This window comes from Massilia sp. BGA-UO-ETr-WB1 (assembly GCF_059567845.1).
On record NZ_JCAQOT010000026.1, the window covers coordinates 398,626 to 421,796 of the forward strand.

Here is a 23,171-nt window from a genome sequence, read left to right on the forward strand (position 1 = left end):
CAACACGCCGGCGCGGCGTCGTTGGTAGATTTAACCAGCCACTTGATTGATTTCAGTTGATAACGGCGCGCTCCAGTAGGCAGCGCGCAGCTAGTATGGGCTGGACGCCGGTGCGCCTGCCGTGTCCAGCCAGATGTCGTCCGGCAGCGAGCGGTCGCGGTGGCATATGCGGTCGTGGTCCGGATAGCTGATGTCGTCGACCGGGGCGCGGGTGCCGACCACCAGGCAGCGCGTGGGCGATGCGCTGCGGTTCCACAGGCAGTGGCCCAGCGCAACGCCGGCGCGGAAGGTGGCCGCGTCGCCGGGATTCAGCAGCGTTTCAGTGTCGCCTTCGACCAGCGTCACCTGCCCTTCCAGCACATACACCATTTCATCCTCCGCGCTGTGCCAGTGCTTGATCGACGAACGCGTGCCCGGCTGCAGCACTTCCACGAAGGCGCCGAACTGGGTCAGACCGCCTGCCTCCGAAATCCACAGCGTCTGGTTGGGAGCGGCCGCCCCCTCGGCTTGATCTTCCTCTTTGACAAATTCCGCTGGCGTGAATGCTGGCATGACGTGTTCCCTTATTGAGTTGGCTTGCCGGACCAGTCCAGGCGCTCGCCGGCCGCGCACGCATCGACCAGTTTGGCGAAGCGCGATGCGCGCGTCTCCGCCCGCTTGGCGCTGGCGATCCAGTGCAGCAGGCGCTTTTTGTAGCTGGGCGGCGTGGCTTCGAAATAGGCCAGCGCTGGCTTGTTGGCCTTGAATAGCTTCAGCTCGGCCGCCGACAGTTCGGCAGTCTCGGCTTGCTCGTGCGAATAGATGACGGACTTGGCTTCGGAGCGCAGCGCGAAGGCTTGCTCGCCGGCCGGCGTCATGCGCCCTTCCGCCGTAAGCTTGGCCATTTTCTCGATGTTGATCGCGCTCCAAATGGAGGTGGCGCGGCGCGGCGTGAAGCGGATCGAATAAGTGTGGTCGTCGATGCGCCTGCGCACGCCGTCTATCCAGCCGAAGCACAGCGCCTCGTCCACCGATTCCGACCACGACATGCTCGGCTGGCCGCTGCCCACCTTGTGGTATCCGACCAGCAACTCGGGCGCGGTGGCGGCATTCTTCTCCAGCCATGCGCGGAACTTGCTTGAATCGGAAAAGAACATTGGGTCAGTCGGCATGACGTTTAATTTCCAGGGTTGTCGGCAGGCGCAGCGCCTGCAAAGAATTGCGCAGTACGCCGTACGCGGAATGCAAAAATAGCACAGCTATGGTGACGCCGACAACCGCCGCTCCCTGTCGGTCCGGCCGCGGTTCCGGTATCATTCGGCATGAATACGATTTCTTTCAAACCATTTGTCATTGGTGTCGCTGGCGGAAGCGGCAGTGGCAAGTCAACAGTGTCCCAGCAAGTTCTGGCTTCGTTCGGCGCCGATATGGTCTCGGTCGTGATGCAAGATGATTACTATTGCGACCAGACCCATCTCACCCCTGAAGTCCGCCGCCAGCAGAATTACGACCATCCGCAGGCCTTCGACTGGCCATTGCTGGTACAGCACGTCCAGGCCTTGCGCAATGGCGAAGCCATCGAGATGCCGGAGTACGACTTCACGCGCGACAACCGCTCCGACAGGACCATTTTGGTCAAACCAGCCCCGGTTATCGTGATCGAAGGCCTGTTTGCCTTGTATGACGCGGATTTGCGCAAAATGATGTCGCTCAAGATCTTTGTGGACACCGCCTCCGACGTGCGCTTCATCCGCCGCATGCAAAGGGATATTACCGAACGCGGCCGCTCGGTGGACAGCGTCGTCGGCCAGTATCTGGACACGGTACGCCCGATGCACAAGCAGTTCATCGAGCCAACCAAGCGCCATGCCGATGTCATTATTCCGCACGGCGCAAATGGCCCGGCGGTCGATGTGATTACGACCAAGGTGGCGAGCGTTATCGGCCAGCTGAAGCGGCCCTGATATCATTCGGTATGAACAAGATTTCTTTCCAACCGTTTATTATTGGGGTCGCAGGCGGTAGCGGCAGTGGCAAGTCCACTGTGTCCCAGAAGGTGCTGGCTGCGTTCGGCGCGGATATGGTCTCGGTCGTCATGCAGGACGATTACTATTGCGACCAGACCCATCTCAGCCCTGAAGTCCGCAGCCAGACGAATTACGACCATCCGCAGGCTTTCGAATGGTCGCTGCTGGTGCAACATGTGCAAGCCTTGCGCAATGGCGAGGCGATCGAGATGCCGGAGTACGACTTCACGCTGCACAACCGCTCCAGCCGGACCATTCCCGTCAAGCCGGCACCGGTCATCGTGATCGAAGGCCTGTTTGCCCTGTATGACGAGGATTTGCGCGACATGATGTCGCTCAAGATCTTCGTCGACACCGCCTCCGACATCCGCTTCATCCGCCGTATGCAGAGGGATATCACGGAACGCGGCCGTTCGGTGGAAAGCGTCATCAGCCAGTATCTGGAAACGGTGCGCCCGATGCACAAGCAATTCATCGAGCCAACCAAGCGCAACGCCGATGTCATTATTCCGCACGGCGCCAATGGCCCGGCGGTGGATATGATTACCACCAAAGTGGCCAGCGTTATCAAAAAAATAAAGCGGCCCTGACTGGGCTTTGTTCAAAAACGGTACTGCACACTGAGGCTGATGAAGCTCAGCGGATCATCGGCACCAGTCTCGCGCAGGAATGCGCCAGGCTGCGCGTAGGCCACGACCGCAGTCGAGGACCAGCCCGGGGCCAGCGTCCAGATGGCGCCAAGCGACGCGATGGTCGCCACATAGCGGGCACGGCTATCACCAGCGGCCCGGATCAGCATGCCGTTGGGCGCATACACGCCATCGCGGGTGCTGTGACGCCAGAAGAAGTCGAGACTGGCGTTCAGCTGAACCCCAGGTGCCGGCCGCAGGGTCAGCGCCGGGTGGATGTTGGAGAAGTTGCGTGGCCCTAGCGTCGCTTCGTCGCCAAAATAATTGCCTCGCGGGTAGAGCGGATTGAGGGTGCCCAGGCGGTCGTCGTCCGGGTTCTTGTCGCCACTGGCAATGGCGAGCAGCAGCGCCACCCTTGGCCGGCCACCCACGTCATCGAAGGTGTAGCCGGTGTCCGTGGCGAGCGACCAGGCACGAATCCCGGCGGCGCCGAAGCGCCCGCCCTGCACCGCAACTTCCGCGTTCCAGTCCCAGGCATTGCGGCCGCCGAACACGCGGGTGCCGGCCGACCAGCGACGTTCATGCGCCACGCCCTGTACGTAACGGGCAATGGTGTCCTCGTAATGCAGCGCATAGACGTCCCAGGAGGTGACGCCGCCGGTGCGGGTGGCGTAGATGCCGCGCAGCGCCTGGGTCCGCGAGCGGGCGTCATCGAAGCTGCCCGCACGGTTCTGCCGCGGCGCTGCGGCGAAGGCGTCGACACGCCATGGACCGCTGGCCAAATAGGCGCGCACGGCTTCGAAGCTGCGCCTCACGTTCGGACCCTCGCGGGCGTCGATGGAGCGCCCCGAGCCGAACTGCAGTTCCTGAACGCCGACACGCACGCCAATCCTGCCTCCCCCCTCCCCCGCCGATTGCCATTCGACGAACAGGTTGGTGGGATCAAGCCGGTTCTCGTCCACCGGAGATGGGCCTGCGGCGCGGCCGTTGGCGTAGGAGCTGGCCAACTGGGCGAAGCCGCGCCAGTGCCCGCCCAGGCGCAGGTCCGCGAAGGCCGAACCGCGCTGCATCAACACACCCCACCGGTCCTGGCGTTCCAGCCCATAGCGCGGATTGCCGGCGTACTCGTAGCGCCAGCGCAGGTCGCCGCCGATACTCAGGCGGACGTGATCCGCTATCGGGCGGTCTTTCCAGCATGCGCTACGGTTGTTGATCTCTTCGCATCCCTGACGCTGCGCGCTGAAATCGTCGTCGAACCGCAATGGACGGAACTGCGCCAGCGCGGCATCGGCCGCCAGCAGCAAGGGAATGCCAAGCCACGCCGCGCGCACGCTCGCCACGCCCTCACCGAGCCTGGGGATAGCCGCCGAAGTGTTTGATCGGCGACCAGGCGGGCAGGATCTCGGGCAATGCCGGCGACAGCGATTGGTAGTCCTGCGCGCCGTACACCACCCGGCCGTCCATGACGGTCAGGACGGAGGAAATGGATTTGATCTGCGACTCCGCAACCGCGAAGTAATCCCTGTCCAGCAGCGCGAAGTCGGCGAGGTGGCCAGGGGCGATCATGCCCATCTCGGACCCGTCAGCGTGGGCACGCGGGTGCCATCGCTCTGGCGTGCGGTCAATCCAAGCGCACCATCGAGCGCTTCGTCATCGAGTTCAAGCAGCACGCGGTCGCCGCCATATTGCTGCACGGTCTGGCGCAGGCGTTCGCGCTCCAGCGGGTCCAGGTCACTCAGCTTGGCGCCGGTAACCGCCTGGGCGGAGGCGTCCACCAGGCCGAAGGTGGTGGCGCGGCTGGCGCGCTCATGCGGCAACATCGCCACGCATTCGGGCTGGCCGTCGGCCTTCAGGCGCCGGCGCAGATACACGCCGCCGGTGGTCGCCACTTCGCCATGCGCCTTGGGTATGGCGATGCGCGCCACATGCACAGCGCCCAGCGCGACCGGAGTGACCGTGACCGCCAGCGATGGCGATGTACGCGCGGCCACCAGCCCCGCCAACCCGGCCAGTTGCAAATGCTCGGCGTGCAGACCGGTCGGCGTGCCATCGTCTTCCAATGCCTTGACGTCCTGGTTGATTGCGACATCCATTGGTGCAAATGCAGACCTACCTACGGCCAAGGTGGCCGAACGTCGTGGGCAGGTGCTGTTCATCAACGCCGACCGCGAATATTTCGAGGGCCGTGCGCAGAATTACCTGCTGCCCGAGCACATCGAAAAAATCGTCAACACTTTTGAAAATTTCAAGGCCGAGCCGGGCTTTTCTGCCATCGTCAGCACGGCCACCTTGCGCGAGAATGACTACAACCTCAACATCCGCCGCTACGCCGACAACGCCCCAGCGCCTGAACCGCACGACGTGCGCGCCCACTTGCTGGGCGGTGTGCCCAAGGCCGAAGTGGCGGCGAAGATGGACATACTGGCCGCGCACGGCCTCGATCCGCTGGCGCTGCTGACCGAACGCGACGCTCACTATTTCGACTTTGCGCCGCAGCTGACGACCCGCCACTCCATCAAGCTTGTCATCGAAACCAACCCCGGCCTGCTACAGCGCGAACAGGCGGTGCGCGACGCCTTCGACGCATGGTGGCGTGAACACAGCCCGCGCATCACCGCCATTGCTGGCGCGGCCAGTATCGTTGGCCTGCGCAACGACTTGTTGCACAGCTTTGCCGAGGCGATGGAGCCGGCTGGCGTGTTGGGACGCTTCCAGGTGCGCGGCATCGTGGCCGGCTTTTGGGACGATGCAAAGTATGAATTCATGACACTGATGGCGCGTGGCGCCAAAGGTGTCGTCGATGCCTGGCGAACCAGCATACTGGCGTCGATGGACGACGAGCAAAGCAAGGACCAGCCGCTCGATCATAAACTGGTCAAGTTCCTGATGGCCGACTTCGTCGATGCACAGACGGCGCTGCAAACGCGCAAGGTTGAGCTGGACAGCCAGATCAAGGCGGCTATGGCCAGCAAGAGCGCAAGTGAAGACGGCGATGAAGCCGAAGCCGCTGATGACGAGCCTGCCGTGGATGAGGCACAGATCAAGGTGTTGAAAACGCAGCTAGTCGCGTTGAAGAAGGAGATCAAGACGCTGGAGCAGGACTTTACCGTGCGGCTTAATGCGGCTGTCGATGTGCTGAACGAGACAAAAGCAGCTGGCCTGTTGCTGACCATTCTGCGCAACGACATGGAGGCGATCCTAGGGCGCTGTATAACCGCGCACCGTCAGCAAGTGGTATTGGCATTTGAGAATTGGTGGGACAAGTATCGTGTAACGTTGTCGGACATTGAAAATGAGCGCAATAGTGCTGCCGATGTATTACGTTCGTTCATCAAGGATCTTGGTTATGTTTGATGAGCGCCCAATCGGCGATCTGATCGCCAATCAAGTCGGGGGAGGAACGCCGTCTAGGCAAGTTCCTTCTTACTGGAATGGTCCTATTCCGTGGGCATCGGTCAAAGATTTTACGAATGGCGATTCTGTAATCTCATCAACGCAGGAAAGTATTACTGTACAAGGGCTAAGTGCCAGTGCGAGTAGCTTGATCCCTGCTGGCACGCCTATGATTTGTACTCGGATGGCGCAGCTTGATGTCGGGAATCTTGCTCTGCCCGACCTTCCGCGAAAAGTCGATGTGTTCGAGCACCTCGGCCAGGCTGGAGTTGTTACTTTCCAGGCCGCCGAGCGCACGGTTGAGAAAGCCGCCGACATCGACGTGGGCCTCGTTGACCAGATAGTTCCAGCGCGAAGTCGGTGGTACGTAGAAGGACTGACCGTACCAGCGTTTGAGCTCGGCACTGGCCTCTGCATCAGCCTCTGACTTACCCCCCGTCTTTTCCTGCGCGACAACCTGTTCGCGACGCTGGTCGAACACGTCGGAGCAACGTTTCAAGAACAACATCCCGAAGATATATTCTTTAAATTCAGAGGCATCCATCTTTCCGCGCAAGATATCGGCGGCCTTGAATAGATGACGTTCCAGCTGTGGCAATGTAATCGGCATGAGGGTGATGAAGGGGATTCAGAGACGGGCCGATAATATAACATTTGCGCGTGCCAAAGTATCGTTGACATAGCAACAACTATCAAATCCGCAGCGCGTGATTAATGTATCTGGCTCACCTTATTGGGCGCGGCGGCCCAGCAATTTTGCACCAGCACGCCAACGCACTTGTTCAAGACACCAACCCGCCTCAATCACCTCCGAGCACGCCTGTAAGCGGTAACCAGCCGGCGTTATTGACGTGACTGGCGGTCGTTGCGCTGGTAAAGATCAGAGCGCAGCGAATTGGCGGGAAACAGGGTCTTCCACGCGCGCGGTGTGAGTTACTCGACCAAGGCAGCAGGATGCTGGCTCGACCTCCTTGGCCTCGAACACCTCCCGGCGTGCATGCGCCCAGCATTGCGCATGCGTCAGCCCGACCTGCCTGGCGTAACTGGCATAGGCCGCGTAACCGTCACTGAGCAGCAGGGCGACGTCCGGTGGGCACAGGCCGAGCATGTCGCGCACATGCTGCCCAGAGCGTCCGGACGAGCGCGTAAATGGAGACTGCTGATCTCGCATTTGTTCAACCTCTCGTTCAGGTGACTCCACGGCTGGCGTCAATGCAGCGCTGCTGCCACTGCGCGATCTCCTCTGAGTCCCAGGCGATGGACTTCGGGCCGATGGGAATTGGCGCTGGCAACACGCCTGCTTTCACCTTCCGCCAGATTGTGGCACGAGACCATCCTGTGGCCTCAATTACCGCAGGCAAACGGAGGAATCTTTTGGTCGTGGTCATCATACACTCCTTTGATTTCTTAACGGCAGGCAGCAGTGGGGCGTCATAGCGACTCACTGTGATAGTTCCAACAGCACTGACGCTGTCCCTTGCATACATTCTTTCCACAAATTGCGGCCGTGATACGAATGATCGGTCATCGCCCCAGATAGATGGAAGTGACCTGTTCGCGGAAATGGCCCATCTCCGCCGACAACTGCAGCCGCACGGCTTGATCGACCGATTTGTCGGTCGCATCCAACTGCTTGGACGTGAGCCCGCCGCTCGCGGGGCACAGCCAGCCGGTCAACTCCGCGTAGCGCCGCTGCGCATACTGATGCCGCAGCCCATGCACGCCATGGATGCCCGCTTTATCGCACTGCGCCCGAAAGCGGTTCAACTGGTCCCGATACCGCATCTCCGCCGGGATCATGCTACCCTTCCCAGCCAGCGCCTTGGCCGCATCCAGCACGGCACGCTGCTGCGCAGTCGTAATCGGCACCTCCCGATACTTGCCACCTTTGGTCCAGCTATCCTGCAACCGCAAGAAGCTCCCGCAGTCCGCCCACCCCGGCTTGATCTTGATGCTTTCCTCCCGCCGCAATCCAAACGCGGCCTGCAACTGCAATGACATCCGCGTATAGGGATCGGTCAAGCGGGCGAGCATGTCGGCATCGAGCACCTTGGCCTTCGACACGTTGGTGACAAACACCCGCTCCGCGATGCCATACGCGTCGTTGGTGCGCGCAATGATGTTGTCCTTGCCTATCTTCTCGGCCCACCAGCGCAAGGCGCTCATGCGGTTCTTGAGCGTCCCTGTGCCGACGCGGTCCTGCTTCCACTTCTCGAGCAGCGCCGCCACGTGCTTCGGCTTCAGGCTGTCCGCGCCCATATGCTGGAAGCCCCGTCCCGCCAGGTCGTTCGCGCACAGGTTCAACAAGCGCTCGCGGTCGGCCTGCGTCGCGAAGCTGCCATCGCGGTTGCGGTGACAAAGCTGTTTGAGCTGGTAGTTCAAGTCGCGCATGGCAAAGTTCCTCCTTCCGATCTTGGGTTTCAACATCGATGCCGCGTGGTGTAGGTTTGTCAGGTAAGTGTTTCTGGCCACCCGCACTGCCGCAGCAGGACAAGTTGAACTAGGGCCTCGGGACACCACTCCCGTGTATGCGGTTTCTGATACTGCCTGCCTGCGCCGCATGCGCTTGTGGCACCGCTGCGCTGTCCCGGAGGGAACTGCCGCAGCGGGGACCAATCACCCAGGGTCCATGGAGTGCACGTCGTGCACGGATCAACTTCAACCAATCAGCCCGTAGCGGGCAAAGGACATCGCAAGGACTTGCCTGCGATGCGGGGCGCCTGGCCCCGTCACTGAACACCATCACGCGGAAGTAAGCCGCTTGCCGCCTGAGGCTATGCCGTCGGCGGCGCGTCGTCACTGGCAGCACGCCGCCAGTAACGACGCGTGTACGCAGCCATGGCATGCGACGGTGTAGAAGCCGATGTCGCACTCGCGGTGACGACACGGCCGGCTCTGAAGCCCATGGGCCGGCGAACGCCGCGATGGCATCGCATCGCCAGCACTCATGCTGACGACGCGGCTTGCGGCGCAACCACTCCAGGCTTCATGCGGTTCGCCACCTCCAGGGCAAACGAACCAATCGGGGCAAGAGACTTGCTCTTGCCAAAGGAACGCCACAAGGGCGCATTAGAATTACCCGGCTTGCGGGTTATGGGAATATCACGGCGCTGAAACCAGCGCCCTATCTGCCGAAATGTGCTTGCTTCGCATCGCTCGGCCATTCGTGCAACAGAACATGTCGCATCGATCTAAAGACGGGTAACGACCGCAACGCCTACCTGCCGTAGGAGCATGCCGGACTTGAGAGTACACGGCATGGAGTGGGAGCGATTCCCACAGGTGAGCGTCAATTATCTCGCCGTGCGGCGGCACGATCAAGTGGCAAAAACGCTGGCGGACACCGGAAAAACGCTCTCGTGCCGACGTGGCATGTGCGGTGCGCCGATAACCTTGAGAATCGCAAAGCGCGGCGTATTCTTCTTATTACTCTTACCATTATTCCTACTACTCTTACCAGCTTGGAGGGAATCATGCACGTCAATCCAGACGTTCAGAAGCGCATCTTCGACGCCGCCGCGCAATTGCATAGCGACGCCGGCCATGGCGACTTCCCGACGGTCGATGCAGTTCGGCGCGTTGCGCGGACCAATATGAACGACACCGCCCTCGTCATGAAATTATGGCGGGCCATGCAGGCCACTGCGGCCAGTCCCGCACCGGCATCGATACCCGACAACGTGCAGCGGCTACACAATGACGGCCTGGCCGCCCTTTGGCACGCCGCGAACGATCATGCCGGCGCGAATTTGCGGACAGCGCAGGCAGGATGGGAGGTAGAAAGAGCCGAAGCCGAGACGGTACTTGCGCAATTGGCGGCTTCGTTCGATGCGCAGTCGCTGGAACTGGAAACGGAGCAACACGCGCTGGAGGCGTGCCGCAGGCGCCTTGATGAATCCCGGCACACGGCGGCAGATGCTCTGGCACGCCTGGATGCATGCGCCGCCGAAAACCGCGCCCTCACTTCCCGGGCGGAGGCGGCCGACATCCTCATCGAAGAACTGCACGGACATGTCGCCGAGCTTCGGAAAGACCTTGAGCAGTCGAACGCCCAGGCCGCCCATCTGCAAGCACAGTACGACGACACCAGGCAGGCCGCGTACGAGCAAGTTACCGATCTGAAGACGATACTCGCCACCAAGGAAGCGAATCTGGCGAGCGCCGGTGAGCAAGTGGCCAACGCACAGCAAGAGCGCGGGACGGCGATTCAAGCTGCCGCCGATGCGCGGGATGGCATCGCGGAATTGCGGGGAAGAATCGAGGCGCTGAGCGAGCAGAACGCCGAACTCTTGAGAGTGCCATCCGGGAAGAAAAGCTGATCCAAGGCCGCAGGCGAAAAATGATTATACTGGATACGAGTAAACAGTTTATACAGTTTCACCCATGCAGCATGCTCGCTTTGGGATTGGGTGAGCCGGAGCACTACCCTTGGGCATGAGAACCACCCATCCCGCCATCGCGGCCGAATTCATCATTGACCAGTACCAGTCTGTGCGTCTGCGGCGGCGATCCTCTGCCACTGACCGCATCGATGTAATCGGCCCAATCCTGCATCATCCTGCGCCGCTCCGCCAGGAACTGCGCACGGTCGTAAGCGCTGGCCACCTTGTCCTTCGGCGCATGCGCCAGTTGGCGATCCACGACTTCATGCCTGTAGCCCAAGCGCTCCTTGATGGAGCTCATGGCCAGCGCCCGGAACCCGTGGCCAGTCATCTTGCCCTTGTATCCCATGCGTCCAAGCGCCACTAGTATCGTGTTGTTGCTGATCGGCTTTTCGTGGTCGCGCTGGTTCGGGAATAAATGTCTGCTGCGGCCTGTAATCGCATGCAGTTCGCGTAGCAGCTCCAGCGCTTGGCGCGACAGGCACACGTGGTGGTTGGTCATATCGGGATTGACGGTCAGCTTCCCGCGCTTCATGCGCTTCCATGGAATGATCCATTCGCCGCGCTCCAGGTCGATTTCGCTCCAGGGCGTCTCGATCAACTCGCTGGTGCGCACAAAGCACAGTAGCATCAGCCGCAGCGCAATACGCGTCGGCGCGAACATGCGCGCTTCGTTGCGGTCCAGCACGGCCAGAAACTGCGGCAGTTCGTCGGCGTCGATGGCGGCGAAGTGGCCGGCGCGCACGGTCTTCAACACGTCCTTCATATCGGTGACCAGATTGCGCTCTGTGAATCCGCATTGAATCGCGTAGCTGAAGATTTGCGCGCACACGGCTTTCTGGCGATGGGCAACTTCGCTTGCGCCGCGCTCCTCGATCTTGCGCAGCGCAGCTATCACGTCGCGGTGCCTGAGTTCATCGATGGGCTTGCGGCCAATGGCAGGGAAGATATCCGCCTCCAGCCGTTGCAAGACGTTCTTGGCGGTGCGTTCGCTCCACGTGGGCACCTTGTTAGCGTGCCATTCCCGGGCGATCTTCTCAAACGTGTTAGCGGCGCGCTCTTTCAAAAGCCGTTTGGAGTCGTCGCGATGCTTGGCGGGATCGATCCCTTGCAGTAGCAGGCGGCGCGCCGACAGGCGCCTTTCACGTGCATCCTGTATCGTAATCTCTGGATAAGGACCAAACGTCAGTGCGTTTTCCTTGCCGTTGACTTGGCGAAACTTCCAACGCCAGATGCGCGACCCGCTGGGCATGACTTCGACGAACAGGCCGCCGCCGTCGAACAGCTTGTAAGCTTTCTCTTTGGGTTTGGCATTTTTGACCTGAAGTTCGGTCAGCGGGACGATGAGCTTTGCCATGGTGGTCTCCTTCGCAAATGCGTCAGAAACCACTATAGGACAGTTCTAAGGGAATGGTGGCTCAGAATAGGGGAATGGCAGGCGAGAAAGGGGGGGAAGGAGGCCCGGCGCATTCCCTCAAAAAAGTTGGACATCCTGAAACGCATTGGCACATCCCGGGACGCCAAAAAACAAAAAAACCGCTTAAGATCAAGGCCTTAAGCGGTTTTTTGCAACGTCTTGACACTACCTGAAACATGTCCTTGGCGGAGAGAGGGGGATTCGAACCCCCGATAGGCTATGAACCTATACACGCTTTCCAGGCGTGCGACTTCAACCACTCATCCACCTCTCCAGTTCTCTCGCATCGCTGCAAGAGGCGCACATTGTAGCAAAGATTCTCGAAAGTACCAATGTTTTTTGCGCCGCCCCTTCTGCCCGCTTAAGACGCTTCTTTGAGCTGCTCCAGAATGGCCGGATTCTCCAGCGTCGATACGTCCTGCGTAATAGTCTCGCCTTTTGCCAGCACGCGCAGCAGGCGCCGCATGATCTTGCCACTGCGCGTCTTGGGCAGGTTGTCGCCGAAGCGGATCTCTTTCGGCTTGGCAATCGGGCCGATCTCTTTGGCTACCCAGTTGCGCAGCTCCAGCGCCAGGCGCTTGGCTTCTTCGCCAGTCGGACGCGCTTGCTTGAGCACCACGAACGCGCAGATCGATTCGCCGGTGGTTTCGTCCGGCTTGCCAACCACCGCCGCTTCGGCTACCAGCGGGTTGGCCACCAGCGCCGATTCGATTTCCATCGTGCCCATGCGGTGGCCCGATACGTTCAGCACATCATCAATGCGGCCGGTGATGGTGAAGTAGCCGGTGTCTTTGTTGCGGATGGCGCCGTCGCCGGCCAGGTAGTAGCGCCCGCCCAGCTCTTCGGGGAAGTAGCTGGTCTTGAAACGCTCCGGGTTGTTCCAGATGGTGCGTATCATCGACGGCCATGGGCGCTTGACGACCAGGATGCCGCCCTGCCCGTTCGGCACGTCCTGGCCGGCTTCGTCCACGATCGCGGTCATGATGCCCGGCAGCGGCAGCGTGCAGGAACCCGGTACCATCGGCGTGGCGCCCGGCAGCGGGGTGATCATGTGGCCGCCGGTCTCGGTCTGCCAGAAGGTGTCGACGATCGGGCACTTTTCGTTGCCGACGTTCTTGTAGTACCACACCCACGCTTCGGGGTTGATCGGCTCGCCCACCGTGCCGAGCAGGCGCAGCGAACTCAGGTCGTAGTTCTTCGGGTGCACTTTCGGGTCGACGTCGGCGGCTTTGATCAGCGAGCGGATCGCGGTCGGCGCGGTGTAGAAGATGTTGACCTTGTGCTTGGCTACGGTCTCCCAGAAGCGGCCGGCGTTCGGGTAGGTCGGGATGCCTTCGAAGATGATCTGCGTGGCGCCCACCGCCGTCGGGCCGTAGGCGATGTAGCTGTGGCCCGTGACCCAGCCGATGTCGGCGGTGCACCAGTACACATCCGACGGCTTGATGTCGAAGGTCCATTTCATCGTCAGCGCGGCCCACAGCAGGTAGCCGGCGCTGGAGTGCTGCACGCCTTTCGGGGTGCCGGTGGAGCCGGAGGTGTAGAGGATGAACAGCGGGTGCTCCGCTTCCACCCATTCCGGTTCGCATTCGGCGGGCTGGCCTTCAACCAGATCGTGCAGCCAGATGTCGCGGCCGGCCACGTGCGTGACGTCGCCGCCGGTGCGCTTGTAGACGATGACGTCCTTGATGGTGTCGCAGCCGCCCATCGCCAGCGCTTCGTCGACGATGGATTTCAGCGGCAGGCGCTTGCCGCCGCGCTGCTGTTCGTCGGCGGTGATCACGGCCACCGCGCCGGCGTCGATGATGCGCTCCTGCAGGGACTTGGCGGAGAAGCCGCCGAACACCACCGAGTGGGTGGCGCCGATGCGGGCGCAGGCCTGCATGGCGGCCACGCCTTCGACCGACATGCTCATGTAGATGATGACGCGGTCGCCCTTTTTGATGCCGCGCGATTTCAGGCCGTTGGCGAACTTGCACACTTTTTCGTGCAGCTGGCGGTAGGTGACGTTGGTGACGGCGCCGTCGTCGGCTTCGAAGATGATGGCGGTCTTGTCGGCGTTGCCGTTTTCAAGGTTGCGGTCCAGGCAGTTGTAGGACACGTTCAGCTTGCCGTCTTCGAACCATTTGTAGAACGGGGCGTCGTCTTCGTTCAGGGTGCGCGTGAACGGCACTTTCCAGTCGAGGTTTTCGCGCGCCAGGCGGGCCCAAAAGCCTTCGTAGTCCTGCGACGCTTCGGTCCACAGGGCTTTGTAGGCGTCCATGCCGGATACGTTGGCCTGCGCTGCGAATTGCGCCGACGGGGCGAACACGCGCGATTCCTGTGGGCCTTGTTGTTCTGTGGTCTGGGTGCTCATGCTAGGTCTCCATTAGTAATTGTTTGCAAACACCTTAAGCGCTGCCGCTTACGGATGCCTTACATAGCCAATGCATAGCCAAACTGGGCGTTATAACAACTTGGCATTTTCACCAATTCTACGGCAGATCGGCCTGTGCCGGTGCCGACAGCGTTGAGCGAGTGTAAAATGTCGGCAATTCAATCGCAGCCTACCGGAGTACGCATCAATGATGGAACAACCGCGCAATTCGAGTCCAAACAAACTGCCCGCGCTGGCAGGCTTTATTTTCATGTCGCGCTGGCTGCAGCTGCCGCTGTACTTGGGCCTGATCCTCGCGCAGTGCGTCTATGTATTCCATTTCTGGGTCGAGCTGAAAGACCTGATCGGCGCGGCGCTCGGCAACGAGGCGGCGCTGGAGCATATCTTCCACGCGGTGGCCGTCGGCGGCGCAGTGCCGACCAAGCTGAATGAAACCACCATCATGCTGGTGGTGCTGGGCCTGATCGACGTGGTGATGATTTCCAACCTGCTGATCATGGTGATCGTGGGCGGCTACGAAACCTTCGTCTCGCGCATGCACCTGGAAGGCCATCCGGACCAGCCGGAGTGGCTGTCGCACGTGAACGCGTCCGTGCTGAAGACCAAGCTGGCCATGGCCATCGTCGGCATTTCGTCGATCCACCTGCTGAAGACCTTCATCAACGCCGACAAGTACACCGAGAAGGTGCTGGTCGCGCAGACCGCCATCCATATCGTATTCCTGCTGTCCACCATCGCTATTGCCTACACCGATAACCTGATGACCCGGACCCAGCAACTGGCCAAGCCTCACTAATTTGCACCAAGCTTTCCATCCTCCAGCGAGAACATCATGACCGTCATAAAGCAAGAAGACCTGATCGAATCCGTCGCAGCGGCGCTGCAGTACATCAGCTACTACCACCCGGCCGACTATATCCAGCACCTGGCGCGCGCTTATGAAGCCGAGCAAAGCCCGGCGGCCAAGGATGCGATCGCGCAGATCCTGACCAACTCGCGCATGTGCGCGGAAGGCAAGCGCCCGATCTGCCAGGACACCGGCATCGTCAACGTGTTCCTGAAAATCGGCATGGGCGTGCGCTTCGAGGGCTTCTCCGGCACCGTCACCGACGCCGTCAACGAAGGCGTGCGCCGCGCGTATAACTTCGCCGACAACAAGCTGCGCGCCTCCATCGTGGCCGACCCGCACTTCGAGCGCAAGAACACCAAGGACAACACGCCGGCCGTGGTGCACATGGAACTGGTCGAGGGCAATACCGTCGATGTGAGCGTGGCTGCCAAGGGCGGCGGCTCCGAGAACAAGACCAAGTTCGTGATGCTGAATCCTTCCGATTCGCTGATCGACTGGGTGCTGAAGACCGTGCCGCTGATGGGCGCCGGCTGGTGCCCGCCGGGCATGCTGGGCATCGGTATCGGCGGTTCGGCCGAGAAGGCGATGCTGATGGCGAAAGAGTCGCTGATGGAAGACATCGACATGTATGAGCTGAAGCAGCGCGGCCCGCGCAACAAGACCGAAGAGCTGCGCATCGAACTGTGCGACAAGATCAACGCGCTGGGCATCGGCGCGCAGGGCCTGGGCGGCCTGACCACGGTGCTGGACGTGAAGATCAACATGTACCCGACCCACGCGGCCTCCAAGCCTGTCGCGATGATCCCGAACTGCGCCGCCACCCGCCACGCGCACTTCGTGCTGGACGGCTCGGGCCCGTCCTACATCGAGCCGCCGAAGCTGTCGGACTGGCCGGACGTGAGCTGGACCCCGGACACCGAGAAGTCCAAGCGCGTGAACCTGGACACGCTGACCAAGGAAGAAGTGGCATCGTGGACGCCGGGCCAGACCCTGCTGCTGAACGGCAAAATGCTGACCGGCCGCGACGCCGCGCACAAGCGCATCCAGGACATGCTGGCCAAGGGCGAGCAGCTGCCGGTGGACTTCAAGAACCGCGTCATCTACTACGTGGGCCCGGTCGATCCGGTGCGCGACGAGGTGGTGGGCCCGGCCGGTCCGACCACCGCGACCCGCATGGACAAGTTCACCGACATGATGCTGGAGCAGACCGGCCTGATCGCCATGATCGGCAAGGCTGAACGCGGCCCGGCCGCCATCGAGTCGATCAAGAAGCACAAGTCGGCTTACCTGATGGCGGTGGGCGGCTCGGCTTACCTGGTGTCGAAAGCCATCAAGTCGGCCAAGGTGCTGGGCTTTGAAGACATGGGCATGGAAGCCATCTACGAGTTCGAAGTGCAGGACATGCCGGTCACCGTGGCCGTGGACGCGGGCGGCACCTCGGTGCACAACACCGGTCCGAAGGAATGGGCCGCCAAGATCGAGGCGCTGAACGTGCCTGTCGTGGCCAAGTAAGCGGGCACCGAGCACGTGATTCCCAAGCAGCCCTTCCCCACGCCGGCCGACGCGCCCATCGGCGTATTCGATTCCGGCGTCGGCGGACTGTCGGTGCTGCGCCATGTGCGCGCGCTGCTGCCGCAGGAGCACCTGATCTACTTCGCCGATTCCGGCTTCGCGCCCTATGGCGACAAGACGGAAGCGGTGGTGGTGGAGCGTTCGCTGGCGGTGGCGGCTTTCCTGGTGGCGCGCGGCGTGAAGGCGCTGGTGGTGGCCTGCAACACGGCCACCGTGGCCGCCATCAAGGCCATCCGCGCGCACTACCCGGAGCTGCCGGTGGTGGGCGTGGAGCCGGGCCTGAAGCCCGGCTCGGCCGCCACGCGCAACGGCAAGGTGGGCGTGCTGGCCACGCAGCGCACGCTGTCGGGCGAAAAATTCCTGCTGCTGCGCGATCAGATCGCCGGCGCCACGCAGGCGCAGTTCCTGCTGCAGCCGTGCGTCGGCCTGGTGGACCTGATCGAACAGGGCGAACTGGATACGCCGGCCACGCGCGCCATGCTGGAGCGCTATATCGCGCCACTGGTGGCGCAAGGGGCAGACACGCTGGTGCTGGGCTGCACGCACTACCCGTTCGTGCAGGAAGCGATTGCACGCGCGGTGGCGCAGGCGGGCGGCGTGGACGTTACGCTGATCGACACCGGCGAGGCCGTGGCGCGCCAGCTGGCGCGCCTGCTGGAGAACGGCGGCCTGCAGCGTCCGGGCAGCGCCGGGCATCCGCCGCTGCTGCATGGCTACACCACGGGCACGCAGGAAGCGCTGGCGCCGGCTTTCGCCACGCTGCTGAAAATGACGGCGGACGTGGAATCGCTTAAAATCTAGGCAATTCGGCGTTTTTCGAAAAAAGGCGCCGCAAGCCTTTGCAAGATGCCGGATACCCTAGTATAATTCGGCACCTGACGCGCAAACAGTGCTTCAGGCGAAGTAAATCAGTGGTGGCTGTAGCTCAGTTGGTAGAGTCCAGGATTGTGATTCCTGTTGTCGTGGGTTCGAGCCCCATCAGTCACCCCAAATCTTCTTTGTAATCAGTTACTTAGAGGGCACTGAAATGCTCGGAATTGGAATTTTCCAACGCTTTACGGAAGTTTCCAACGTAATGAAAAAACTAGCCGCGTTCGCGGCTTTTTTTTCGTCCAAAATTCGATGACAAAGGTGCAAGTAGCACATATACTTCGGTGTTACGATCAACTCAATTTTCCTCCTAATGTCTGACCTCATAAACCTAGCCAAACTCTTGTGCGGAGGGCCGGTTATTGAACATGCAGCAACAGATTGCGAAGTATCCCAAATCCTGTTGCACCTAAGGTCAGTCTTGGAAACCACACTGACAGAGTTGAGATGGCTCTCCAACGAGCCTGATGCGCGCGTAGGCATGTACGGCCCCTTTCTGGCCCGCTCGCTCTTAGAAGTCGGGGTCACTGCCGTGATAGGACGAATTGACCCTACCCGCCTCCTAGTAGTGAAGCGCACTCAAGAGCACGGTGAGTACAGCGTTCAGAAACCTTGGAACGCTGCCATCCGGTGGCAGGGTGATGTTTTAGACAGCAAGGTCAACGAGCTATGGTCACCAACTCGTGCGTACAAAGATATGACAAAGGCCCTTTTCGGCGACTACTATACTCAGCTATATTGGGGACCAGCTCTAAAAACACTTGCAGATACCCCAAATACAGGTGGCGCTTGGCTCGCCGAGATTAAAAATAAAAACGCGGCTGAATTTGCGGATGACCGGAGAAAAACCATTGGGCGACTATACTCTGAATCTTCGAAAGGCATTCATTCTGAGTTTGTCGTACCACCGGGAAGTCTTTACGATAAAATTACCGTCTCCAATTTGATAACTAACACCATACAGCTGATGTCTGAAATCGGGCTTCTAGTAAATTGCCTGCACCACATCGCGTACAAGTTCAAGCCGAGCGAAGCTATAGATCTGTTCAACAAAATCGAGACTGTCGAGGTAATGAAGTGACTGATATTAACGAGAGCTTTCTGGTGCTTGCTGCAGAAGACTGCGAACCAGAGCACTTCGACGAAGTTCACAAGTTTTCCACTCGAAACGATCGACGAGTACTCCAGAGCCTGGCTGCGCACGGCCCTGTGCTGCTACGCGGCGGCCGAGGGACCGGCAAAAGCGCCCTTATGATCGCAGCCTCCAGGCAACTTGACCCAGTAAACCCTGACGCAAGTGCCATTGGAATTTATATGAGCTTACGACATGCTCCTTTACTTAAGAGCACCGGCGATACATATGGCAGGATTTTGTGTGAGATCGTAATAGGTAAAACCAAGGAGACTTTAGGCGTACGGGCAAAGGATTTCGATCCTGAGCCAAGCGTCGGTGAAGTCCAATTTGCGCTTTCGAAACTTGCAGCAAAACTTAAGAAAAGGTTGGTTCTCTATTTTGATGACGCCGCGCATCTTGGACGCGAGGCATCGCTAGAAGAATTCTTTGATATCTACCGGACCCTTTCTAGCAGCTCAGTTTCATGCAAAGCAGCAATTTACCCAGGAGTAACAAGGTTTGGTATTCGCTTTGATGTGTACAACGACGCTACCGTCATTGACCTATTGCGAAGTGAAGAGCTACCAGACTTTGCTACGACTTTCTATGAAGTAATGAAGGCGAGGTACCCGGATGGATTCAACAGTAACTTGTTCAGCTCTAGCCTCGATCAAAAGACAGTAGCTTCCTTCCTCGGCCAAGCAGTCCTTGGCAACATGCGCAGTTTTATAATAGCCTGTAATACTCTAAAGGAAAGATGCGCGGACGGCAGAAAGATCGGCCTACCCGAACTTGGCGAAACCCTGATCGAGCTCGCACGCAATTACTATTGGCCACTCCTTGACGAAATCCGTCCAAAACTCGGAATTTATGAGCCGATGGTCCTGACAGGGCAGGAAATTGCAAATATAGTTTTCAATGAGTGCGCCCAGAAGAACAACACCCCTAGAGATATCATCATCCATAGAGACCTTGATGAGAAATTCTCAAAGCCTTTACAAGTTTTGGAGTACGCGGGCTTTTTATCTAAACGTGAGGCGTCTAGGGCACTCAAGTCTGGTGGGCGTGGCGCACGCTATGCATCAAACTTGTGCAGCATTTTTGAATTGACCCACAGGTCTCGTCTGACGAAAGTATTGTTCGACCAATGGATAGGATCATCTCGCGAGGAAGCAATTCAATTTAGCAAAGGAAGCAAGCTGGGAGAAATCGTGATGCCCGAAACACTTCCTGCAACTGATTTGGCTATTTTCTCGCACAGCATTAATGTTCTCAAGAAATCCAACCCATATCCATATGGATTGAGCCCCCAGAAAATCCAGCTTTTATCTGCTGCCGGATTTCTGACCGTAGGTGACTTAGTGGATGCTTCCGACGAGCAAATTGATGCGATCAAAGGCATTGGTGATGCGACTTTATTAAGAATTCGCAACGTATTAGGCCAAGCGATCTGGATGTAACTCACTTCAGAATCTAGATTGGATACGCTTTTGTGGGCATTCTACATTAAATAATATATGGCTTCCCCTTATCTACCGGGGAGCCATACACCGATGTCAAGATATTTTTAGACACATGATGATGCGCCGGCGTGCGTGAATGGGGCGATCTAAATTCCATTAGCGTTCCCACACTTTAATCTTATGGCCTCTTAATACATCCCTCTAATGCCACATTTAGTTCGCTTTCGTATCGGCGCCCACGTGTCCAATCCCGTGCCAGGGCCATAACCTTCCCACCGGCGCTGGCATCCGCCGGCAATTTGTCAAATTCGTACATCGGCCGCTGCGGCCGCTCCGCCACACATGGCACATAGACCGGCACCTCTACCGTCTGCGTCGCTGGCGGCGCGGCGGCGCAGCCGGCCAGGACCACGGCGGCGAGCGGATTCACCAATTTGGTCAAGTTGAGGATTTCCCGGTTCATCGTACCTCCTCCAACAGCTTGTTCACGTAGGACATAGCGTCGTCGCACGTAGTGACGCGCGCGTCGGCCATCTGCTGCAGCGCGTATCCGTAGCGCTTGCTATCGGTGGCGGCTTTAGCCTTGGCGGCCGCGCCGCGCGCCTCGGCTGCCAATTTCTGTTCGCCCAGCACCGCGATGGCGGCGTTCTGGGTCCCCATGCCGAGGCGCAGGTCGGCAACAAGCTTCTGCTCAGCCTTCAAGTCAACTACTGCCTGATCGCGCGCCCGGTCAGCCATCCACCAAGCGGCGACGCCGGCGGCGCTGACGGCAAGTAGCAGTCCCGCCAGCACGGCGGTGGCGATCTTCCAGCCCTGCCCGGCCGCCGCGCTGGCCAGCGTACTCACGGCGCTCACGACAGCACCCGCTGTGCTACGACAAACAGCGCCAAGCGATCGGGCCACCCGATGGCGTCACCGACGGGGGCGGTCTTCTTACCGCGATTGACGACGTCGCACACACCATCAAAATCCCCCTTGTCCGCCCACGAGTTCAGGCGGTTCACGAACCAGAACCAGCCAGCACTGCGGCAGGCCCCTGCAGGCGTGCGCAGCCAAGCCGCAATCTCAGCGCGCGGAATGTCGAAATATTTTGCGCAGGCGGCATGGTTGTTCTCGAACGTGAGCTGGATGGCACCTGCCCCCCGGTTGCGCCAACCGTCGCCACTAGCCTCGTCCCGGTTGCCCTCGCGGTCGCCGTACGCGCGATTTGCAATACGCTCGGGCTGGCGCGCATAAGCAGCGGCCGTCGCCGGCGGAAACCGCTGCGGCCAGGTGCGCGCGAGCGCGTCGGCTGAGTAGTTCAGGTTTTCCTCCAGCGCCGCCAACTGGCGCGACTCGTGCGCCACGGTCGCAAGAAAGGCGGCCTGGCGCGCCGGCGAGCTGATGTCGAATTCGATCATCGCAGCGTTCAGCGGCCCCAGGAAGAGGTCGGCGCGGGCGCGCGCCAGCGGCATGATGGCCAGCAGTTGCACGGCGTTCATAGGCGAGCTCCATTTTTACGACGGTTGAATGCGAAATGCATGGCTACCCCTACGGCAAATACGCAGCCGAACAAATCCCGTTCATAGAAGCATGACGCTATGGCTGCCACGGCGCCCGTGGTCAGCGCTATGTAGGAAATGCGCAGAACATGCCGAGTACGCGGGCTCATGCGGTTCAGGGCACACAGCCCGATCAGCAGCACATAGAGCGCCGCCAGGCTTTGGATGATTGAAACGATAGTCATGGATCACTCCTTCGAGTCCGGCAGGTTTGGTAACTTCACGTTGCGGAAGCGGTCCACCACGGCCAGCAGCGCCGGCACCGCGCGCATCGCGACCAGGCCTGCGAAGAACGCCAGCCCGCGCTCGAACGGATCCGGCAGGCCCAGGTAATGCAATGCGAGCGGCGCGGCCGACACGGCGACCGACGTGCCGGCCAGCACGGCGGTCACCGCCTGGCCGCGCGTCATCTCCTTCGCGTAGCTCAGGGAGACTGCGGCACCCAGGAAGGAAAAGACGAGGGTGGCCACCTTGATGCCGGCGACGGTTTCGACAGGAGATGGATTGATTTGCATAGGCGCTTTCTTCTAGTTGTAATCGGGGTTGATCGCCATCAGGGCGGTTTCGCCAACGTGCGACAAATTCGCGAACAGGGGCCGGCCGGCGGCCAGCAGCACGGCGGCGGCCAGCTCGTAGCAGAACCAGCAATCGTCCTCGGCCCAATCGCGGCCCGGCGCCAGGCCCAAGCCGAACGCGCCAAGCCAGTCGTAGCCCTTGCCGCACTGCGCTTCCACCCAGTGGATGCCCGCGACCGCATCAGGAACTTCGTACCGAATCGTTTGGACAACCGTCTGCCCTTTCAACGCCGTGGAAAAGTCCACAGGACGAACCCCGTGCAGCATCGTCGCCTCGTAGCACTTGTCCGGGCCGACCACGATGGCATGTGACGACAGCGCAAGCGAGAACCTGCTACGCGGCATCACCCAACGAATCAGCCAAGAGATCGGGTTCCAGCGCCGGCGCGTGAACAGGACCGTGATCGTGCTCATTGGAGCCCCGCTGCGATTGCGTTGGCCTGAGCAATGATGTCGCCGTGCGCCAGTTGCGCAGCCTCGGCATCGACGGCGCCCAAGATCCGGTACTTGAGCATGCGCAGCGCGCCCAGCTGCTCCAGCGCACCGCGCAACGCATCGGCCTGGCTGATGATCCGGTCTGCAGCTGTTTGCAGCTGCAAGCCGGCCGGTTGGGCGAAGGAGGTGACCCAGACGCTGCAAGCGCCTTCATAGCCTGCTGCAGCAAAAGCCCGGGCTGCCGACTCGCGCGCCACATACTCAGCCTCAAATCGCAGCCAGCGGTTGTAAATTGCGGCGATATGCTCGTCGACGTCACCCACCATTTTCCGCTTCAGCTCGAGCAGGTCAGCCTCGGGCATCGGCAGCGGCGGCAGCTGGACAAACTGGTCACCGTTCCACTGGAAATCGACGCCTGGCGCCATCGCGTTGATCAGCATTACGCCGTGCTGATAGACCTCATCACCCACGTGGAAGCTCCCGTTCTCCGCGATCGTGACTTCACCGACGGCGACGACTTTGTTCTCCAAATTAATCAGAGTTTGCATGA

General features: G+C 60.2%; 27 protein-coding genes and 2 tRNA genes. 10 read left to right on the forward strand and 19 right to left on the reverse strand.

Annotation, left to right across the window (positions count from 1 at the left end):
• Nucleotides 1-90: 90 nt before the first annotated feature.
• Together AC56DV_RS24215 and AC56DV_RS24220 are read right to left on the reverse strand one after the other, a co-directional pair.
• The gene (locus tag AC56DV_RS24215; RefSeq protein WP_496316771.1) at nucleotides 91-552 is read right to left on the reverse strand and encodes a cupin domain-containing protein; all 462 of its coding nucleotides are present in this window, start codon (nucleotides 550-552) and stop codon (nucleotides 91-93) included.
• An 11-nt stretch (nucleotides 553-563) separates the two neighbouring features.
• Nucleotides 564-1,151 (reverse strand): YdeI/OmpD-associated family protein, encoded by a 588-nt coding sequence (locus AC56DV_RS24220; protein ID WP_496316772.1) that lies wholly within the window; start codon nucleotides 1,149-1,151, stop codon nucleotides 564-566.
• A gap of 150 nt (nucleotides 1,152-1,301) precedes the next feature.
• Between AC56DV_RS24220 and udk (AC56DV_RS24225) the strand changes: the two genes are divergently transcribed.
• Nucleotides 1,302-1,943 carry a uridine kinase gene (gene udk, locus AC56DV_RS24225; protein WP_496316773.1) on the forward strand — a complete coding sequence of 214 codons (642 nt, stop codon included), beginning with the start codon at nucleotides 1,302-1,304 and terminating at the stop codon, nucleotides 1,941-1,943.
• Nucleotides 1,944-1,954: 11 nt separating this feature from the next.
• On the forward strand, nucleotides 1,955-2,596 hold the full coding sequence (gene udk, locus AC56DV_RS24230; RefSeq protein WP_496316774.1) for a uridine kinase: 642 nt from the start codon (nucleotides 1,955-1,957) through the stop codon (nucleotides 2,594-2,596).
• A gap of 11 nt (nucleotides 2,597-2,607) precedes the next feature.
• Here the strand turns inward: udk (AC56DV_RS24230) and AC56DV_RS24235 are convergent, their stop codons facing one another.
• Genes AC56DV_RS24235 through AC56DV_RS24245 form a run of 3 tightly spaced genes read right to left on the reverse strand, consistent with a single transcriptional unit; the run spans nucleotide 2,608 to nucleotide 4,626 of the window.
• A complete protein-coding gene (locus AC56DV_RS24235; protein WP_496316775.1) occupies nucleotides 2,608-3,975 on the reverse strand; it encodes an alginate export family protein in 1,368 nt (455 codons plus the stop codon).
• Nucleotides 3,976-3,979: 4 nt separating this feature from the next.
• The gene (locus tag AC56DV_RS24240; protein WP_496316776.1) at nucleotides 3,980-4,201 is read right to left on the reverse strand and encodes an amidohydrolase family protein; all 222 of its coding nucleotides are present in this window, start codon (nucleotides 4,199-4,201) and stop codon (nucleotides 3,980-3,982) included.
• Nucleotides 4,198-4,626 carry a hypothetical protein gene (locus tag AC56DV_RS24245; protein WP_496316777.1) on the reverse strand — a complete coding sequence of 143 codons (429 nt, stop codon included), beginning with the start codon at nucleotides 4,624-4,626 and terminating at the stop codon, nucleotides 4,198-4,200. The genes AC56DV_RS24240 and AC56DV_RS24245 overlap by 4 nt, the downstream gene beginning before the upstream one ends.
• Here AC56DV_RS24245 and AC56DV_RS24250 point away from each other — a divergent pair.
• Complete coding sequence (locus AC56DV_RS24250; RefSeq protein ID WP_496316778.1) at nucleotides 4,592-5,989, forward strand: N-6 DNA methylase; 1,398 nt, start codon at nucleotides 4,592-4,594, stop codon at nucleotides 5,987-5,989. The two genes, AC56DV_RS24245 and AC56DV_RS24250, sit on opposite strands and share 35 nt — an antisense overlap.
• Nucleotides 5,990-6,155: 166 nt before the next feature.
• Here AC56DV_RS24250 and AC56DV_RS24255 read toward each other — a convergent pair whose 3' ends face one another.
• From AC56DV_RS24255 to AC56DV_RS24270, 4 genes are all read right to left on the reverse strand, one after another.
• Nucleotides 6,156-6,638, reverse strand: a complete 483-nt coding sequence (locus AC56DV_RS24255) for a type I restriction-modification system subunit M N-terminal domain-containing protein (protein WP_496316779.1) — start codon at nucleotides 6,636-6,638, stop codon at nucleotides 6,156-6,158.
• A 270-nt stretch (nucleotides 6,639-6,908) separates the two neighbouring features.
• Nucleotides 6,909-7,199 carry an IS66 family transposase gene (locus tag AC56DV_RS24260; RefSeq protein WP_496316780.1) on the reverse strand — a complete coding sequence of 97 codons (291 nt, stop codon included), beginning with the start codon at nucleotides 7,197-7,199 and terminating at the stop codon, nucleotides 6,909-6,911.
• A 16-nt stretch (nucleotides 7,200-7,215) separates the two neighbouring features.
• Nucleotides 7,216-7,653, reverse strand: coding sequence for a helix-turn-helix transcriptional regulator (locus AC56DV_RS24265; RefSeq protein ID WP_496316781.1), 438 nt, complete (start codon nucleotides 7,651-7,653; stop codon nucleotides 7,216-7,218).
• Nucleotides 7,553-8,419 (reverse strand): phage integrase N-terminal domain-containing protein, encoded by an 867-nt coding sequence (locus tag AC56DV_RS24270; protein WP_496316782.1) that lies wholly within the window; start codon nucleotides 8,417-8,419, stop codon nucleotides 7,553-7,555. The genes AC56DV_RS24265 and AC56DV_RS24270 overlap by 101 nt, the downstream gene beginning before the upstream one ends.
• A 1,082-nt stretch (nucleotides 8,420-9,501) precedes the next feature.
• Between AC56DV_RS24270 and AC56DV_RS24275 the strand changes: the two genes are divergently transcribed.
• Nucleotides 9,502-10,347, forward strand: coding sequence for a DNA-binding protein (locus AC56DV_RS24275; RefSeq protein ID WP_496316783.1), 846 nt, complete (start codon nucleotides 9,502-9,504; stop codon nucleotides 10,345-10,347).
• A 103-nt stretch (nucleotides 10,348-10,450) separates the two neighbouring features.
• On the opposite strand, the gene AC56DV_RS24280 is transcribed toward AC56DV_RS24275, so the two are convergent.
• The 3 genes from AC56DV_RS24280 to acs all read right to left on the reverse strand — a co-directional run bounded on the left by AC56DV_RS24280 (nucleotide 10,451) and on the right by acs (nucleotide 14,180).
• Nucleotides 10,451-11,767: a tyrosine-type recombinase/integrase gene (locus tag AC56DV_RS24280; RefSeq protein WP_496316784.1), complete on the reverse strand. Its 1,317-nt coding sequence runs from the start codon at nucleotides 11,765-11,767 to the stop codon at nucleotides 10,451-10,453.
• Nucleotides 11,768-12,010: 243 nt separating this feature from the next.
• Nucleotides 12,011-12,101, reverse strand: a tRNA-Ser gene (locus tag AC56DV_RS24285).
• Between the two features lie 87 nt (nucleotides 12,102-12,188).
• A complete protein-coding gene (gene acs, locus AC56DV_RS24290; RefSeq protein WP_496316785.1) occupies nucleotides 12,189-14,180 on the reverse strand; it encodes an acetate--CoA ligase in 1,992 nt (663 codons plus the stop codon).
• Between the two features lie 211 nt (nucleotides 14,181-14,391).
• Here acs and AC56DV_RS24295 point away from each other — a divergent pair, with 211 nt between their 5' ends.
• The 6 genes from AC56DV_RS24295 to AC56DV_RS24320 all read left to right on the forward strand — a co-directional run bounded on the left by AC56DV_RS24295 (nucleotide 14,392) and on the right by AC56DV_RS24320 (nucleotide 20,067).
• A complete protein-coding gene (locus AC56DV_RS24295) occupies nucleotides 14,392-14,997 on the forward strand; it encodes a TIGR00645 family protein (RefSeq protein ID WP_496317279.1) in 606 nt (201 codons plus the stop codon).
• Between the two features lie 36 nt (nucleotides 14,998-15,033).
• Complete coding sequence (locus AC56DV_RS24300) at nucleotides 15,034-16,563, forward strand: fumarate hydratase (RefSeq protein WP_496316786.1); 1,530 nt, start codon at nucleotides 15,034-15,036, stop codon at nucleotides 16,561-16,563.
• An 18-nt stretch (nucleotides 16,564-16,581) separates the two neighbouring features.
• Nucleotides 16,582-17,424 (forward strand): glutamate racemase, encoded by an 843-nt coding sequence (gene murI / locus AC56DV_RS24305; protein ID WP_496317280.1) that lies wholly within the window; start codon nucleotides 16,582-16,584, stop codon nucleotides 17,422-17,424.
• A gap of 113 nt (nucleotides 17,425-17,537) precedes the next feature.
• A tRNA-His gene (locus tag AC56DV_RS24310) sits at nucleotides 17,538-17,613 on the forward strand.
• A gap of 301 nt (nucleotides 17,614-17,914) precedes the next feature.
• Nucleotides 17,915-18,574 (forward strand): hypothetical protein, encoded by a 660-nt coding sequence (locus AC56DV_RS24315; protein WP_496316787.1) that lies wholly within the window; start codon nucleotides 17,915-17,917, stop codon nucleotides 18,572-18,574.
• Nucleotides 18,571-20,067 carry a hypothetical protein gene (locus AC56DV_RS24320; protein WP_496316788.1) on the forward strand — a complete coding sequence of 499 codons (1,497 nt, stop codon included), beginning with the start codon at nucleotides 18,571-18,573 and terminating at the stop codon, nucleotides 20,065-20,067. The genes AC56DV_RS24315 and AC56DV_RS24320 overlap by 4 nt, the downstream gene beginning before the upstream one ends.
• A 181-nt stretch (nucleotides 20,068-20,248) precedes the next feature.
• Here the strand turns inward: AC56DV_RS24320 and AC56DV_RS24325 are convergent, their stop codons facing one another.
• Genes AC56DV_RS24325 through AC56DV_RS24355 form a run of 7 tightly spaced genes read right to left on the reverse strand, consistent with a single transcriptional unit; the run spans nucleotide 20,249 to nucleotide 23,169 of the window.
• Nucleotides 20,249-20,533 carry a hypothetical protein gene (locus tag AC56DV_RS24325; protein ID WP_496316789.1) on the reverse strand — a complete coding sequence of 95 codons (285 nt, stop codon included), beginning with the start codon at nucleotides 20,531-20,533 and terminating at the stop codon, nucleotides 20,249-20,251.
• Nucleotides 20,530-20,916, reverse strand: coding sequence for a hypothetical protein (locus AC56DV_RS24330; RefSeq protein ID WP_496316790.1), 387 nt, complete (start codon nucleotides 20,914-20,916; stop codon nucleotides 20,530-20,532). The genes AC56DV_RS24325 and AC56DV_RS24330 overlap by 4 nt, the downstream gene beginning before the upstream one ends.
• 5 nt (nucleotides 20,917-20,921) lie before the next feature.
• Nucleotides 20,922-21,551: a glycoside hydrolase family 19 protein gene (locus AC56DV_RS24335; RefSeq protein ID WP_496316791.1), complete on the reverse strand. Its 630-nt coding sequence runs from the start codon at nucleotides 21,549-21,551 to the stop codon at nucleotides 20,922-20,924.
• Nucleotides 21,548-21,796 (reverse strand): hypothetical protein, encoded by a 249-nt coding sequence (locus tag AC56DV_RS24340; protein ID WP_496316792.1) that lies wholly within the window; start codon nucleotides 21,794-21,796, stop codon nucleotides 21,548-21,550. The genes AC56DV_RS24335 and AC56DV_RS24340 overlap by 4 nt, the downstream gene beginning before the upstream one ends.
• A gap of 3 nt (nucleotides 21,797-21,799) precedes the next feature.
• On the reverse strand, nucleotides 21,800-22,126 hold the full coding sequence (locus tag AC56DV_RS24345) for a hypothetical protein (protein WP_496316793.1): 327 nt from the start codon (nucleotides 22,124-22,126) through the stop codon (nucleotides 21,800-21,802).
• A 12-nt stretch (nucleotides 22,127-22,138) separates the two neighbouring features.
• On the reverse strand, nucleotides 22,139-22,600 hold the full coding sequence (locus AC56DV_RS24350; protein ID WP_496316794.1) for a hypothetical protein: 462 nt from the start codon (nucleotides 22,598-22,600) through the stop codon (nucleotides 22,139-22,141).
• Nucleotides 22,597-23,169, reverse strand: a complete 573-nt coding sequence (locus tag AC56DV_RS24355) for a hypothetical protein (protein ID WP_496316795.1) — start codon at nucleotides 23,167-23,169, stop codon at nucleotides 22,597-22,599. The genes AC56DV_RS24350 and AC56DV_RS24355 overlap by 4 nt, the downstream gene beginning before the upstream one ends.
• Between the last annotated feature and the right edge of the window lie 2 nt (nucleotides 23,170-23,171).